Source organism: Streptomyces sp. NPDC020845 (assembly GCF_044334165.1).
Lineage (GTDB): Bacteria > Actinomycetota > Actinomycetes > Streptomycetales > Streptomycetaceae > Streptomyces.
Window position 1 is genome coordinate 337,799 of sequence record NZ_JBIRSJ010000003.1, and the last position, 15,280, is coordinate 353,078.

Here is a 15,280-nt window from a genome sequence, read left to right on the forward strand (position 1 = left end):
TCTTCTCTGCCTGTTACATTCCGACTGAGAGATCCGATCTATCCATGCCGCGCCGCCATCAGTAGCCGATTGGGTAGCACAGATCACGGGCTCAACCTTCGGATACATCGGATCTACCAAGGCCGATACACGAAGGAGAGAGAAGGGTGAAGAGAATCGCCGCATTAGCGGTGTCCGCGCTCGCCATCGTCTTCGGAGTGGCCCAGGCGCCCACGCTGGCCGCCCCGGCCGCCGCCGGCCGCGCCGCCGCCACCTTCGACGTCATGGACTACGGGGCGAAGGCCGACGGGTCGACGAACGACACCGGCGCGATCGAGAAGGCCATCAACGCGGCCAACGCCGCCGGTGGCGGGACCGTGGAGTTTCCGTCCGGGCAGTACAAGTCCAAGAACACGGTGCATCTCAAGAGCAATGTGACCCTCCAGCTGGACTCCGGCGCCACTATCCAGGGCTCCAGCGCGGACACCTACGACAAGCCCGAGTCCAACCCGAACGACGACTACCAGGACTACGGGCACAGCCACTTCCACAACGCGATGTTCTACGGCGACAAGCTCACCAACATCGGCTTCACCGGCTCCGGCACCATCGACGGCGCCGGAAACCTCATCACCGGCAACCCCGACTCCGGCGAGGCCGACAAGATCATCTCGCTGACCCGCTGCAAAGACCTGACCCTCAGCGGGATCACCTTGCGGCGCGGCGGCCACTTCGCGGCCCTCATCAACGGCTGTGACAACGTGACCTCCGACCACCTCACCATCGACACCGCGAGCGACCGCGACGGCTGGAACATCATCAGCACCACCAATGTCACCGTCACAGGCGCCAATATCGCCGCCAACGACGACGCGCTCGTCTTCAAGAGCGACTACGCCCTCGGCGCCAAGCTCGCAGGCGGCCATGTGAAGGTGCGGGACAGCAAGTTGTCCGCGAAGTGCTGCAACGCCCTGATGTTCGGCTCCGAGACCTGCGGCGACTTCACCGACTACGACTTCCAGGGCATCACCATCAACGGCGCGGACAAGTCCGGTCTCGGCATGGTGTCCATGGACGGGTCCAACATCTCGGACGTCCACTACCGCGACATCACGATGACCGGGGTCCACTCGCCCATCATGATGAAGATCGGGACCAGAAAGCGCTGCGGCAACAACCCGGGTGTCGGACACATCAGCAACGTCACCTTCGACGACATCACCGGGACCGGCAACAGCCCCTCCTTCAGCCCCACCCTGTGGGGAGAGTCGGGTTCGAACCGCATCAGCGACATCACCTTCAACAACGTCAACCTGACCGTCCCCGGTGGCAACGGCACCATGTCCACCGGCGTGCCCAGCAATGACGCCAAGGACTACAACCCGAAGAGCATCGGCACCCGCCCGGCCTTCGGCTGGTACCTGCACAACGCGGACCGCATCACCTTCACCGACAGCTCGGTGCGGTTCGCCGGCGACGACGGCCGCCCGGCGGTCATCGCCAACGCCGCCAGTGGCCTGAAGTTCAACCACTTCACGGCGGAGCGCGGCGACGACAGCCCCGCCGACGTCATGTTCCAGAGCGTCAACGGCTACTGCGTGAGCGACAGCGCCAACACCTCGGGCGGTGCGTTGCGGATCAGCACAAGCGGCTCCACGGAGACCTGCTCATAGGCGGAGGTCGCCCGCAGGAGAGACCGCCCGTACGGGAGACCCGCAGCAGAGTGCGGGAGGAAGCCGCCCCGGACGGCCTAGCATGGGTCCCGCGGCCGCCACCGGCCGCGGGAAGGCGGGCGGTCGAAGGTCGTGGGACGCATGGTAGGGATCAAGGACGTCGCGCGGCAGGCCGGCGTGTCCGTCGGCACGGTCTCCAACGTGATCAACCGTCCGGAGATGGTCGCCGAGGCCACCCGCGACCGGGTGCACGCCGCGATCGAGCGGCTGGGGTATGTGCGCAGCGAGTCGGCGCGGCAGTTGCGGGCGGGTCGTAGCCGGATCATTTCGTTGCTGGTGCTGGACATGGCGAATCCGTTCTTTGTGGATGTGGCCAGTGGCGCGGAGCGGGCGGCGCGTGAGGCGGGGCTCGGGGTGATGGTGTGCAACAGCGCGCAGAGCTCCGATGAGGAGGCCGACTACCTCTCGCTGTTCGCCGAGCACCGGGTGCGCGGTGTGCTGGTGACCCCGGCCGACGCGACCGGGCGCAATCTGCTGGGCTTCCGGCGCCACGACATCCCGTACGTCTTCGTGGACCGTGAGATGCCGGAGGACGAGGGCTGCTCGGTGTCCGTGGACGACGTCGAGGGCGGCGCCCTCGCCGGCCGCCATCTGCTCGCCCAGGGACACCGCGCGCTGGTCTACGTCAGCGGCCCGATGCATCTGCCGCAGTGCCAGGACCGGCGCAAGGGCCTGCTCAGCGCGCTCGCCGAGGAGAACATGTCGCCCGGCGACCTGGTCCATATCGAGGCCGAGCGGCTGGATGTGGGGGCGGGGCGGGACGCGGGGGCGCGGCTGCTGGGCATGTCGCCGCGGCCGACCGCAGTCTTCTGCGCCAACGACCTGCTGGCGCTCGGGGTGCTGCAGGCGCTCTTCGCGGCCGGGGTGTCGGTGCCGGGGGAGGTGGCGCTGGTGGGCTACGACGACATCGAGTTCGCGGCGGCGGCCGCGGTGCCGCTGACGTCCGTACGGCAGCCGGCGTTCCGGATGGGGCGTACGGCGGCGGAGCTGCTGATCGAGGAGACCGGCGAGGACGCCGACGCACACCGGCACCGGCGCATCGTGCTCCAGCCCGAGCTCGTGGTCCGCGACTCGACCTTCGCGGTCGCCGGCCGCCCCGGGCGCGGGGCGTAGCGTCTGCCTAGAACGGGGCGGCCGACGCGACCGACACGGCCGACGCGATGGCGCGCTCGGGGCCCGCGAGCAGTTCCCGGATCTCGTGTACGGCGGCCCGCCCGGCCCGGTTGGCGCCCACCGTGCTGGCCGACGGGCCGTAGCCGACCAGATGGACGCGGGGGTCGCGGAGCGACCGCGTCCCCTCGACGGCGATCCCGCCACCCGGCTCGCGCAGCTTCAGTGGGGCGAGGTGGTCGATGGCCGCACGAAAGCCGGTGGCCCACAGGATGACGTCGGCGGCCACGGACCGCCCGTCCGCCCAGGCCACCCCGTCCGGGGTGATCCGCTCGAACATTGGCTGCCGGTCGAGCACCCCCTTCGCTCGGGCCCGCTGCATCGCCTCGGTCATCGGCAGCCCGGTCACGGACACCACACTGAGCGGCGGCAGCCCCTGCCGCACCCGCTCCTCCACCATCGCCACGGCCGCCCGCCCCTGCTCCTCGCCGAAAGGTCCGGAGCGGAAGACGGGCGGCCGCCGCGTCACCCAGGTGGTCTCCGCAGCCACCTCGGCGATCTCCAGCAGATGCTGTACGCCGGAGGCCCCGCCCCCGACGACGATCACCCGCTGCCCCGCGAAAGCCTCAGGCCCCGGGTACTGGGCGGTGTGCAACTGCCGCCCTCGGAACGTGGCCTGCCCGGGGTAGCGAGGCCAGAAGGGGCGGTCCCAGGTTCCGGTCGCGTTGATCAGCGCGCGCGTGGACCACACCCCCGCCGAGCTCTCCACCCGCAGCCGCCCGCCGTCCCCCTCGCGCACCGCCGTGACATCGACCGGGCGGACGATCCGCAGATCGAAGGCGGACTCATAGCGCGTGAAGTACTCCGTGATGACCTCGGACGACGGCCGGCCGTCGTCCGCGCCGGTCAGCCGCATGCCCGGCAGGTCGTACATCCCGTGCACCTTGCCGTACGTCAGCGACGGCCAGCGGAACTGCCATGCGCCACCGGGGCCGGGGGAGTGGTCGAGGGCCACAAAGCCGGTCCCCGGCTCGTACCCGGCCCGACGCAGGTGATAGGCGCTGGACAGCCCGGCCTGCCCGGCCCCGATCACCACGACGTCCACCTCCCGCACCGTACGCACCGCAGCTATGTCGTTCACGCTTCCACTAACTACGGCATGCGGCCGGATCTTCCCGACGAGCCGCTTTCGTCGCCGACGTGGCGGGGACGGTAGGGTCCGACCTCTTGGGTGGGGCATACGGGGAGGGTGTTCGATGGTTGCGCGGGTGTCGAGTCATACACGGCGGTGGGCCGCCGCTCTTCTGACCGCGGTGGCGGTGGCGGGCTGCGGCTCCGGCGCGGAGGCGCCCGCGTCGCCCGGTGCGAAGGGGGTGCCGGAGGTCAAGGAGGAGAAGGACCTGCCGGACCTCCCCCTCGACCGCTACCGGTTCGACACCGAGGAAAGCAGGCGGTTCGGCAAGGCGCAGCGCTTTCTGGCCCAGCGGTGCATGATCCGCCTCGGGTTCACCGACTTCCCCGCCGACCCCAAGCCTCTGGCCCCTTCCACTCCGGCGACGACGCTCGTCGTCACCGCCCTGCCGACATCGCTGGGCGCATTCGACCTCGATCAGGCCAAGCGGTGGGGCTACGGCTGGGAGCCGAGGCTCCGTAAGTCCTTGGAGCCGACCGGACGGGCGATGACCCAAGCGGAGTTCGCGGCCCTGTACGGCATGTCCAGCACCGGAGCCACCCCGAAAGGGAGCAAGCCCTCCGAGCGGGGGTGCTCGGGGCGGGCGAACAATCAACTGCTCAAGGGCGTCGCGGACTCCAGGCGCATGTGGACCCTTCCCGCCACGCACGATGCCGATCTGCAGAAGGCGGTGAAGAAGGACCGGCAGGTGCGCCGGGCCTTCGCCACCTGGTCGAAATGTGTCGTGGACAAGGGCGGCAAGCGGTTCGCGGATCCGATGGCCGCGTACGGCGACAAGGGGTGGCGGCGAGGCAAGGACGGCAACACCCCCCACACCCGGCGGGAGGTGGCCACGGCCGTCGCCGACGTCGAGTGCAAGCGGGAGCAGAACACCCTCGGCGTGTGGTGGGCCGCCCTTGCCAAGCGTCAGCGCTCCGACATCCAGCGGAACAAGCACGAGTACGACATGGTGCGCCGTGATCTGGACGTGCTGAGGGGCAACATACGCAAGGTTCTCGGCTGACCGGCGCCCAGCTCCGTCGTCCGGGGGAGAACGGAGATGGGTCACGTCGGCGATGTGCGGCAACACCCGTCGCAATGATGATCGTCGGCATGAGAAAACCCCTCGCTTTCATCGCCGCACCGCTCCTGGTCATCGTCTACGCGGTCATCCGCATCCTGGACGGTCTGGATGGCGAGCGCGGCCCCGGTCTCGCCTGGATGACCGGTCACCTGGCCTTCCTCGCCGCGTTGCTGCTGTTCGTCCCGGTGTTCCTGGACCTGCGACGGCTGGCAGGCGGTGGCAGGTTCGCTACGTGGACGGTCGCCGCGGCCCTCGCCGGCACCGCCTGCACCGTGGTCCAGATCGCCGTCGACATCGTCATCGGGGCATTGGCCAGCGACCACGACGACATGCGGGCGATGTTCTCCGACGTCATCAAGGTCCCCGGGATGGACATGGTCGTCTACACGGTCGGACCAGTGCTGTTCTTTCTCGGCCTGGCCGTCGTGTTCTGTCAGCTCGCGGTGGCCCGGGCCGTTCCGGCATGGTGGGCGGCGTCCGTCGTGACTGGAGCGCTGGTATTGCCGGCGGGGCCCGATCTGCTGCCGGTCGCGGGCGTGTTGCTGTGCGCCGGACTGGTGCCGCTCGCCCGCCGCGTCGCCCGCGGCGAAACGGTGCACGCCTGAGGTCCCGCCGAACGCCTCCCGTGGGAGAATCCACCCTCGTGTCCGCGCTGCCTGTCTTTCCACCGCTTCGCCGTCTGATGGATTCGTCATGGTCGGACGCAGGGCTCGCCATCGTCGTCGCCGCCGCCCAGCTCTCCCCCCTGCTGTTCCGGCACAGCGACAGTGGGCGCCCCTGGCACTGGTGGGGCTATGTCGCGGCGGCCGGGGCGTCACTCCCGCTGGCGGCGCGGCGGCGCGCTCCGGTAGCGGTCCTGCTGGTCTGCGCCGCCTTCTCCGTCCTCTACGACTTGACCGACCCGGTCGCTCCACAGCCGCTGTGGTACGCAGTCCTCATCGCGTTGTACGGGGTGGCGTCCGTCTGCCCGTCCCGGGTCCGGATACCCGTGTTCCTGGGAATGTGTGCGGGCGGCCTCGCCACAGTCGGCTCGCTGGACACCGCGACCCGCGGCGTCGTGCTGTACGTCGCCGCCTATGCGCTCGGCCGGGCCTCGGCCGGGTCCCGTGCCCAGGCAGCCGTTCTCGCGGAACGCGCTGTCCGCCTCGAAAGCGAACGCCGGGCAGCCGAGGAACGCGCCGCCGAGCGCGAACGCGCACGCATCGCCCGGGACATGCATGATGTGCTGGCTCACTCGATCAGCCTCATGGTCGTCCAGGCCGAGGCGGGCCCGGTCGTGCTGGAGACGGCCCCCGCCCGCGCCGCGGCCGCGTTCGGCGCGATCGCCGGCACCGGTCGCGAGGCCTTGGACCAGTTGCGCCGGATGCTCGCCGTGCTCAGGGACGAGGAGGGCACACGAGCTCCGCAGCCGACGGTTCACGACCTGCCCGAGCTCACCCGGAAGGTCGCCCGAGCCGGCGTGGAGGTGCGCTGCACCACCGAAGGCGAGCCACGTCCACTGCCCGCCGACTGCGGTGTCGCGGCCTACCGGATCGTGCAGGAGGCCCTGACCAACGTCGTCAAGCACGCCAGAGCGGACCGCGCCGAGGTACGGCTTTGCTGGCGTGACAACGACCTGGAGATCCTCGTCGGCGACAACGGCCGTGGCGCGGGAACGAACCTGCCGTCCGGCGGGAACGGCCTGATCGGCATCCGCGAGCGGGCCGCCGCCTGCGGCGGGACCGCGACGGCGGGCCCTCGGGCGGACCGACTCCCGGGATTCGAAGTGAGAGCGCGGCTGCCCGTGGCCGCCCCGGAAATCGGAGTGGCGTCATGACGATCCGTGTCGTGGTGGCCGACGATCAGGAGTTGGTCCGCGCCGGCTTCGCCATGATCCTGGCCGCGCAGCCCGGCATCGAGGTGGTCGCGGAGAGCGGCGACGGGTTCGAGGCGGTCGGCGCCGCCCGCGCGCACCGCCCCGATGTCGTCCTGCTCGACATCCGGATGCCGGGGATGGACGGTATCGAGGCAGCCCGGATCATCTGCGCCGAGACGGCCTGCCGGGTGATCATGCTGACCACTTTCGGGCAGGACGGCTACCTCTTCGACGCCCTGCGCGCGGGCGCGAGCGGCTTCCTGCTCAAGGATGTGCGGCGGGACGACCTCGTACACGCCGTCCGAATGGTCGCGGCCGGCGACTCGCTGCTCGCCCCCTCCGTCACCCGCACCCTGATCGCCGCCTTCACCTCCGGCGCGGTGGTGCCACCACCGCGGACCGAACGACTGGACGTGCTCACTGCCCGCGAGCGAGAGACACTGCGGCTGCTCGGTTGCGGCCTGTCCAACGCGGAGATCGCGGCGGCGCTGGTGGTGAGCGAGCACACCGTGAAAACGCATGTCAGCAACATCCTCACCAAGCTCGGACTCCGCGACCGCGTCCAAGCCGTGATCGCCGCCTACGAGACCGGGATTGTGATCCCAGGCCGGTTCACCGACTGAGCCGTGGCGGCAGGCGCGTACCCGGGCCGGAACGTCAGCCGACGGCCCCCGGCTCGCTCGTCGCGCCGTCCTCGGGGGTGTCCGTGGTGGCGGGGCTGGGCGAGGCGGATGCGGAGGGGGTCGCCTTCGGCGGCTCCCCGGACGATGCCGAAGGCGAGGCCGACGCCGAGGAGGTGCCGGACGGCCCGGAGGTGTGGCGGGATGTCGTCGTGGTGGCTTTGGCCGAGGAGGAGCCCCGCCTGCTCGCGGTGGACGTGGGCTTCTTGGCGGAGGGCGACTGCCGGGCGGTGGGCCCGGTGACGGCGCCGCCGTTCGTGGCGGCCGAAGGGCCGGGGGACGGGGTGGCCGATCCCGAATTCCCCTTGTGGGAACGGCCCTTATTGGACTGCTCGCTTTCCTTGGAAGTCGCCGAACTCCCCGGGATCAGCGTTTCGGGGGCGAAGGGAGTGCCGCCCATGATGGCCACCGCGAGCACCGTGGCGTATCCGACGGAGGCGATTCCCGCGACCACGCCGACCCGCCGGAACACGCGGGCCCTGCGACCCGAGGAATCGACGAATACGGGCCCCTCGGAGCCGGCGGTACGGACACGGCGACGGGCACGCCGAGCGGGGTCGGCGTGCCCCTCCGCCACGGGCTGCGACTTCATGACGGCACGTTAACAGAATTCTTCCCGGATAAAGCTATGGCCTTTCTTTGGCGGGTGAATTCAGAATTCTCATTTTGTCGGCTCGGTCTTTTCCGTGGCCGCCCCGTAACTGCGCGGCGCCGTCGTGGAGGGCGGCAGACCGGCGTTGAATCGGGTGTCGACGTAATCGGCGAAGTCGAAGCGGCGCGGGGTCAGCTTCAGCTTGGCGAAGGTGTCCGCGATCTTCTGTTCCGAGGCAATGGCGTCCTTGTCGACGGTCACATACACCCGGGTGCCGTTGGTCCGCTTCACCGAGTCCAGCGCCACCTCGTACGGCAGCCCGGTCTCCTTCGCCCAGATCTTGGCCCATGCCTCCGGGTGCTTGTAGACCCAGTCCTGGGCGCGGCGCAGCCGCTTGAGATAGTCGCCGATCGCCTTGGCCTTCTTCTTGTCCTCGAGCGAGGAGGGGTTGGCGACCTGGAAGTTGAGGCCGTTGACCACGCCCTGACCGGTGGTGAGGATACGGGCGTCCGCCGACCGAACCGCCTGGGAGGTGTACGGGTCCCAGATGGCCCAGGCGTCCACCCTGTCGCGGGTGAAGGCCGCGAGCGCGTCGGCGGGCTGGAGGAAGGTGACCTTGACGTCCTTGATCGACAGCCCGGCCTTCGCGAGCGAGGCGACGAGCTGGTAGTGCGCCGAACTGCCCTGTGCGACGGCCACCGACTTGCCCTTGAGGTCGGCGACCTTCTTCAGCGGCGAGCCCTTCTTCACCAGGATCGTCTCGCCGTCGGCGGTGCCGTGCTTGGCGGCCACCACCTTGATGTTGGAGTTGGCGGCGGCGGCGAAGACCGGCGGGGTGTTGCCCACCCCGCCGATGTCCACCGCCTTGGCGCTCACCGCCTCCAGGATCGGCGGCCCGGAGGTGAAGGTCGACCACCGGATCTTGTACGGCAGGTCGTCCAGCTCGCCGGCGGCGCGCAGCACCGCCTCGTCGTTGCCCTTCTGGTCGCCGACCCGCAAGGTGAGATCGCCCTTGCCATCGGTGTTCGAGCCCGCACCGCCCGAGTCGTCGGCGGACGACGTGGCGGTGCAGGCGGCCAGCAGGAGGGCGAAGGGGAGGAGCAGGGCCGGGGCGATACGCCGTCTCATATCGGCAGATCCGTTCGTGAGGGTGGTTCGGATGGCGCGGGGATGTGCGTCGATGTGGTGCGTCGGAGACGAGGGGGGCGTCATGCGGCCTTACGGGGCGATGCCGCGGTCGATGCCGCGGTGGCCGTTGTGGGAGCGGCGGTGGGAGCCGCTGTCGGAGCCACCACGCCCAGCCGGTCGAGGAGTTCGGCGCGCAGCTCCGCGAAGCGCGGATCGGAGATGTCGCGCGGCCGGTCCAGGCCGATCTCCCGCTCGTACGCGATCACGCCATGGTCCATGACCAGCACCCGGTCGGCGAGCAGCAGCGCCTCCTCGACGTCGTGCGTCACCAGCAGCACCGCGCAGCCGCGCCGCTGCCACAGCTCGGCGACCAGCTGCTGCGCCTTGATGCGGGTGAGCGCGTCCAGCGCGCCGAACGGCTCGTCGAGCAGCAGCAGATCGGGCTCGCGCACCAGCGCGCGGGCGAGCGAGGCGCGCTGGGCCTCGCCGCCGGACAGCGTCTTGGGCCAGGCGGTCGACCGGTGGCCGAGGCCGACCTCCGCCAGGGCCCGCTCGGCGACCGCCCGCCCGGGGCGGCCGGGAAGCCCCAGCAGCACATTGCGCCAGACCCGCTTCCACGGCATCAGCCGCGGCGACTGGAAGGCGACCGCCTTGGCGCGCGGTACCAGCACCTCGCCCTCGATCTCCCGGTCGAGCCCGGCGAGAATGCGTAGCAGGGTGGACTTGCCGCAGCCGCTGTGGCCCAGCAGGGCGACGAACTCGCCGGGGCGTACGGTCAGTTCCAGCTGGTCGATCACGGTTCGGCCGTCGAAGGTCCGGGTCAGCCCGTGGACCCGTACGGCGGCGGGCGCGTCGGGTCCGGCGGGGGCATCGGCAGGCCCATCGGTGGGGATCTCGGCGGGCGTTTCCTTTTCGACCGGGCCTATTTGCCCGTGAAGCTCGGTCGCCATTGCAGCAGCAGCCTCTCAAGAGTACGGACGATGAAATCGGCGAGCAGGCCGAGCGCGGCGTAGACGATCAGGCAGACCACGATCACATCGGTCTGGAAGAACTCCCGGGCCCGGTTGAGCAGAAAGCCGATTCCGTCGTCGGCGTTGATCGTCTCGCCGAAGACCAGCGCCAGCCAGGCGGTGGCGAGCGAGTACCGCAGCCCGGTCATCGCCCCCGGCAGGGCCCCGGGCAGCACCACATGGCGGATCAGCCCCCAGCGGCCGAGCCCGAGCGAGGTTCCGGCCTCGATCAGCTGGGCGTCGACCCCGCGGATGCCCGCGTAGACGTTCAAGTACAGATGGAAGGTCACACCGAGCGCGATGAGGGCGATCTTCGGCGCCTCGCCGATGCCCAGCCAGATGATGAACAGGGGGATCATCCCGACCCAGGGAATGGTGCGCAGCATCTGCACCGTCGCGTCGACCAGGTCCTCGCCCAGCCGGGACAGCCCCGAGACGAGGGCGAGCGACACCCCGGCCACCGCGCCGATCAGCAGCCCGACCAGCACCCGTTGCACCGACACCAGCATGGCGTGCGGCAGGGTGCCGTCCCCGATCAGGTCGGAGGCGGTACGGGCGATGGTGCCGGGGGAGGCGAGGGTGTCGGCGGACAGCACACCGGTGGCGCTGCACACCTGCCAGGCGATGAGCAGGACGAGGGGACCGGTCGTACGGCGCAGCCACCGGGGCACGGTGCGGCGGCGCGCGGACAGCGGAACGACCGGTTCGAGAACCGGGGACATGAAGGCTCCACAAACGGGGTGGGCGACGCGGGAACGGTGGGGGAACGTGCTGGGAACGCGCGGGAGGAGAAGCGCGGTGAGCGGTAAGAAGCGTCGGCGCAGGCGTGCTTACGCGCGACGTCGTGACAGGATCAGCAGCCGCCGGGACACGCGGCGGAGGCCACCCGCAGCAGGTCGATATGACCGCGCGTGGTGAGCAAGGCTGACGTAGACATGCCCTTGAACGTAGCGAGGGCGTCCGGATCCGGTCAATGGCGTCTTGCCACTCGGACCTTTGTTGCGGCGGTTTTACGGGCGGACGTACGAGGATGGAGCCATGACCCAGACCTTCCGCACCCACATCCTTCGGATCACCACGGGCTCCACCGAGCGGGTCGCCGATCTCACGGCCGACTGCGAGGAGTATCTGAGGGAGGTGAGCCAGGGCCGGGACGGGCTGCTCAATGTCTTCGTCCCCCACGCCACCGCCGGTATCGCGATCCTGGAGACGGGCGCGGGAAGCGACACCGACCTGCTCGCCGCGCTGCACGAGCTGCTGCCCGCCGACGACCGCTGGCGCCACCGCCACGGCAGCCCCGGCCACGGCCGCGACCATGTGCTCCCCGCGCTTGTGCCCCCGCACGCCACGCTTCCAGTCATCGGCGGCCGGATGGCGCTCGGCACCTGGCAGTCCGTATGCCTCGTCGACACCAATAAAGACAATGTCAACCGTCAGGTTCGACTGAGCTTCCTGGGCTGAGCAAGATCGTCCTGGGTGTGGCCGCCAAATCTCCGTACCTTGCGTGCTCGAAACGGAGAAGTCTTGCGCGGTACGGACCTGAACATGATCGAACGCCCCTACGACGGATGCGGGAAGTGCCTGCTCGGTGGTGGCGGCGGAGACCTCGGGAATGCGCACTCCCGCGGTGGAGAGACCGTCGGTGATGATGAGTCCGGGGTTCGGTGATGACTCTCGAGCCCGGCGACGTCACGGCGCCGGCACCGGCCGGCGTCGGCCCTGTCGTCGACGGGGACGCTCTGGCCATGGAGATCACGGGGCTCGGCCGCCTGGAGGTATCCGTCTCCGTGCGTGACGCCGCGCCCTACGAGGCACGCACCGGGGCACACCTCAACCCCGTCAGGCTCAGGAACCGAACGCGAACGTTGGCCTGACCTCCGTCACATCGTTGCGCTCGACGACTGTTCCGGACAAAAAGTGAGAACCCCCAGGCGAAGCGACGCGAACCGAGGTGGCGATCGATCCCACGTTACCTGGCCCCGGCTGCGCCCTACCCACACGCTGCTCCCGCGCCCCACCGAGCCGCCCCCGCCCGCGTCGGCCAAATGGCCCGGCAGTTCGGGGACCTGGGGCGGGCGCTTCCTGTCGGAGCCGACGGGCTCCATGTCCTGAGCTCGTCTACCGACACCGTCACGGGCCCCTGAAACGTGAAATCAATGTCCACCGTTCGGGACAACGCCAACCAGCCTCCGAGCTGTCTCACAGCGAGCCTGGGTGGGCGGCCCCCGGGGGAACACCCCCATTCAGGGGGTATTACGAAATGATTACAACACCTACCGCTTACCAGGGAGGTGGGTTCAGGATCCGTGGATCACACACTTTCCGCCACCCATGACAAGGGAGCACAGACACCATGGCCGAAACCGACCGCACACGGGCCGTCGAGGACGCACTCGCCGCGCTCGACCTGGACACGAAGACACGGCTGCTCGCTGGGCAGGACATGTGGTCACTGCCCGCGCTGCCCGAGATCGGGCTTGCGTCATTGGTGATGTCGGACGGACCGATCGGGGTACGCGGGGTGCGCTGGACCGCCGACGACCCGTCGATCGCCCTGCCCAGCCCCACCGCCCTGGCGGCCACCTGGGACCCGACGCTCGCTCGGCGCGCGGGCAACCTCCTGGCCCAGGAGGCGCGGCGCAAGGGGGTGCACGTGCTGCTGGCGCCCACCGTGAACCTGCACCGCTCACCGCTGGGCGGACGGCACTTCGAGGCGTACAGCGAGGACCCGTATCTCACCGGCGAAATCGGTAGCGGCTACGTGGCCGGTGTCCAAGACGGCGGGGTGGGCACGACGGTGAAGCACTTCGTGGCCAACGACGCCGAGACCGAACGCTTCACCACCGACAACAAGGTCGGCGCTCGGGCCCTGCGCGAGCTCTACCTCGCCCCCTTCGAGGCCATCGTGGAGAACGTCCACCCCTGGGGCATCATGGCCGCCTACAACTCGGTCAACGGCCGCACCATGACCGAGCACAGCTATCTGCAGAACCAGGTGCTGCGCGGTGAATGGGGCTTCGACGGCTCCATCGTGTCCGACTGGATGGCCGCCCGTGACACCGTCGGCGCCATCCTCGGCGGGCTGGACATCGCGATGCCAGGCCCCAAGACCGTCTACGGCCAGGCGCTGGCCGCCGCCGTGCGCGCCGGGCAGGTGGAGGAGTCCGCCGTCGACGACGCGGTGCGCAATGTGCTGCGCCTCGCCGCCCGCGTCGGGATCCTGAAGGACGCTCCCGCCGCCGTCGCGCCCGAGGACATCCCCGCCGAGATCGACGGCGCCGCTCTCGCCCGCGAGATCGCGCGCCGGGCCTTCGTGCTCGTACGCAACGAAAACGACGCGCTGCCTCTGTACCCAGCCGCCCTTCGCTCCGTGGCCCTCATCGGCAAGGCCGCGCGGGACGCGCGGGTGCTGGGCGGCGGCTCGGCGCAGGTGTTCCCCGAGCGCGTCGTCTCACCGCTGGACGGCCTGCGGGCCGCTCTTCCGGCGGGCGCCCGGCTGACGTACTGCCTCGGCGCCGACCCGAGCGAAGAACTCGCCATCGCAGACCAGGGATTCGAGCTGCGCGCGATCGCGCGGGCCGAGGACGGCCGGGAACTCGGCTCCACCTCGCTGCCCAATGGCCAGGTCCAGTGGCTCGGTGGCGACCTGCCCGAGGGCGTCGCCCCTCAGGAGTTGCACAGCGTCGAGGTGGCCGGCACCTTCACCCCCCGGGAGTCCGGCTCGCACTCCTTCGGCACGAAGGGGCTCGGCGGCTTCAGGCTGGTCGTGGACGGGGCGGTCCTCTTCGACGGCATCCAGGCCTCCGACCATGACGACCCCTTCGAAGCGTTCTTCGGTGCCCCGGTACCGCGCGGCCACATCGATCTGAAGGCCGGTGAACGGGTCGAGGTCAGCCTCACGCACGTCGTCCCGGACGGGTTCCTCGACGCCTCCATCGTGTCCGTCGGCTTCTCACTGGTGCACGGCGAGCCGGAAAGGGACCCGGACGAGCTGATCGAAGAGGCGGCCGCGGCCGCCGCCGCGGCCGAAGCCGCGGTGGTCGTGGTCGCCACCACCGAGCGGGTCGAGAGCGAGGGCTTCGACCGTAAGCATCTCCGTCTGCCGGGCCGTCAGGACGAGCTCGTCGCCCGGGTGGCGGCGGCCAACCCGCGCACGGTCGTGATCGTCAACGCCGGATCCCCGGTGGAGATGCCGTGGCGCGAGGATGTCGCCGCGGTGCTGCTGGGCTGGTTCCCGGGCCAGGAGGCCGGAACCGCGCTGGCCGATGTTTTGTTGGGGGCCGAGGAGCCGGGCGGGCGGCTGCCGACCACCTGGCCGGCGCGGCTCGAGGACGCCCCGGTGACACGGGTGGTCCCAGCCGATGGCGAACTCTCCTACGAAGAGGGCGTGTTCATCGGCTACCGGGCATGGGAGCGGCGCCTCGCGGGGCAGGGCAGGCAAGGCCGACCCGAGCCCGCGTACTGTTTCGGCCACGGTCTGGGCTACACAGACTGGGAGTACGAGACGGCCGAGTACACCGCGCCGGAGGCGGGGGACGACGGCCTGGGCACCGTCGCCGTCCGGGTCCGCAACACCGGAGCGCGCGACGGCCGCGAGGTGGTACAGGTCTATCTCGCCGTGCCGGGCGACGACACGGCGGAGCGGCCCCTCCGGCGCCTCGCGGGCTTCGCCTCCGTCGAGGCCGCGCCCGGTGAGACCGCCGAGGCGGTCATCACCCTGCCCCGCCGCGCGGCGGAGATCTGGGACGAGGAGACGAACGGCTGGCGGCTGATCCCCGGCATCTACACCGCCGAGGCCGGCCGCAGCCTCGCCGACCGCCGGCTCATCGTCGAGGTCGACGTCCGCGCCTGACCGGCCCGGCGCAACCCCGCGCCCGGCAACCGGTACATCGCAACGGGAAACGCCGCGGGCCTGCCGGCCGTGCCAGCCGGCAGGCC

The 15,280-nt window shown here is 70.3% G+C and carries 15 protein-coding genes; 9 read left to right on the forward strand and 6 right to left on the reverse strand.

Features of this window, described 5'->3' with window-relative positions; genetic code table 11:
• Positions 1–146 precede the first annotated feature (146 nt).
• Together ACH4U7_RS08810 and ACH4U7_RS08815 are read left to right on the forward strand one after the other, a co-directional pair.
• Positions 147–1,652 carry a glycoside hydrolase family 28 protein gene (locus ACH4U7_RS08810; protein WP_398527258.1) on the forward strand — a complete coding sequence of 502 codons (1,506 nt, stop codon included), beginning with the start codon at positions 147–149 and terminating at the stop codon, positions 1,650–1,652.
• Positions 1,653–1,793: 141 nt separating this feature from the next.
• Complete coding sequence (locus tag ACH4U7_RS08815; protein WP_398527508.1) at positions 1,794–2,825, forward strand: LacI family DNA-binding transcriptional regulator; 1,032 nt, start codon at positions 1,794–1,796, stop codon at positions 2,823–2,825.
• Between the two features lie 7 nt (positions 2,826–2,832).
• Here ACH4U7_RS08815 and ACH4U7_RS08820 read toward each other — a convergent pair whose 3' ends face one another.
• On the reverse strand, positions 2,833–3,945 hold the full coding sequence (locus tag ACH4U7_RS08820) for an NAD(P)-binding domain-containing protein (protein WP_398527509.1): 1,113 nt from the start codon (positions 3,943–3,945) through the stop codon (positions 2,833–2,835).
• A gap of 145 nt (positions 3,946–4,090) precedes the next feature.
• On the opposite strand from ACH4U7_RS08820, the gene ACH4U7_RS08825 reads away from it, so the two are divergent.
• The 4 genes from ACH4U7_RS08825 (at position 4,091) to ACH4U7_RS08840 (ending at position 7,555) form a co-directional block, all read left to right on the forward strand.
• Positions 4,091–5,017: a hypothetical protein gene (locus ACH4U7_RS08825; RefSeq protein WP_398527259.1), complete on the forward strand. Its 927-nt coding sequence runs from the start codon at positions 4,091–4,093 to the stop codon at positions 5,015–5,017.
• Positions 5,018–5,106: 89 nt separating this feature from the next.
• Complete coding sequence (locus ACH4U7_RS08830; RefSeq protein WP_398527260.1) at positions 5,107–5,682, forward strand: hypothetical protein; 576 nt, start codon at positions 5,107–5,109, stop codon at positions 5,680–5,682.
• 77 nt (positions 5,683–5,759) lie between these two features.
• The gene (locus ACH4U7_RS08835) at positions 5,760–6,893 is read left to right on the forward strand and encodes a sensor histidine kinase (RefSeq protein ID WP_398527261.1); all 1,134 of its coding nucleotides are present in this window, start codon (positions 5,760–5,762) and stop codon (positions 6,891–6,893) included.
• Positions 6,890–7,555 (forward strand): response regulator, encoded by a 666-nt coding sequence (locus ACH4U7_RS08840; protein WP_385625887.1) that lies wholly within the window; start codon positions 6,890–6,892, stop codon positions 7,553–7,555. The genes ACH4U7_RS08835 and ACH4U7_RS08840 overlap by 4 nt, the downstream gene beginning before the upstream one ends.
• A 34-nt stretch (positions 7,556–7,589) precedes the next feature.
• Here the strand turns inward: ACH4U7_RS08840 and ACH4U7_RS08845 are convergent, their stop codons facing one another.
• The 5 genes from ACH4U7_RS08845 to ACH4U7_RS08865 form a co-directional block, all read right to left on the reverse strand.
• Positions 7,590–8,204: a hypothetical protein gene (locus ACH4U7_RS08845; protein WP_398527262.1), complete on the reverse strand. Its 615-nt coding sequence runs from the start codon at positions 8,202–8,204 to the stop codon at positions 7,590–7,592.
• A 69-nt stretch (positions 8,205–8,273) separates the two neighbouring features.
• Positions 8,274–9,332 carry an ABC transporter substrate-binding protein gene (locus ACH4U7_RS08850; protein ID WP_398527263.1) on the reverse strand — a complete coding sequence of 353 codons (1,059 nt, stop codon included), beginning with the start codon at positions 9,330–9,332 and terminating at the stop codon, positions 8,274–8,276.
• Positions 9,333–9,412: 80 nt separating this feature from the next.
• On the reverse strand, positions 9,413–10,282 hold the full coding sequence (locus ACH4U7_RS08855; RefSeq protein ID WP_398527264.1) for an ABC transporter ATP-binding protein: 870 nt from the start codon (positions 10,280–10,282) through the stop codon (positions 9,413–9,415).
• Positions 10,255–11,064, reverse strand: a complete 810-nt coding sequence (locus ACH4U7_RS08860; RefSeq protein ID WP_398527265.1) for an ABC transporter permease — start codon at positions 11,062–11,064, stop codon at positions 10,255–10,257. Before ACH4U7_RS08860 ends, ACH4U7_RS08855 begins: the two co-directional genes overlap by 28 nt.
• 131 nt (positions 11,065–11,195) lie before the next feature.
• Positions 11,196–11,279 (reverse strand): putative leader peptide, encoded by an 84-nt coding sequence (locus ACH4U7_RS08865; RefSeq protein ID WP_358647469.1) that lies wholly within the window; start codon positions 11,277–11,279, stop codon positions 11,196–11,198.
• Between the two features lie 101 nt (positions 11,280–11,380).
• On the opposite strand from ACH4U7_RS08865, the gene ACH4U7_RS08870 reads away from it, so the two are divergent.
• The 3 genes from ACH4U7_RS08870 (at position 11,381) to ACH4U7_RS08880 (ending at position 15,194) form a co-directional block, all read left to right on the forward strand.
• Positions 11,381–11,803: a secondary thiamine-phosphate synthase enzyme YjbQ gene (locus ACH4U7_RS08870; protein WP_398527266.1), complete on the forward strand. Its 423-nt coding sequence runs from the start codon at positions 11,381–11,383 to the stop codon at positions 11,801–11,803.
• A gap of 206 nt (positions 11,804–12,009) precedes the next feature.
• Entirely contained in the window at positions 12,010–12,216 is a 207-nt protein-coding gene (locus ACH4U7_RS08875; protein WP_398527267.1) for a hypothetical protein, read from the forward strand.
• Positions 12,217–12,695: 479 nt separating this feature from the next.
• Complete coding sequence (locus ACH4U7_RS08880) at positions 12,696–15,194, forward strand: beta-glucosidase H (RefSeq protein WP_398527268.1); 2,499 nt, start codon at positions 12,696–12,698, stop codon at positions 15,192–15,194.
• Positions 15,195–15,280: the final 86 nt, after the last annotated feature.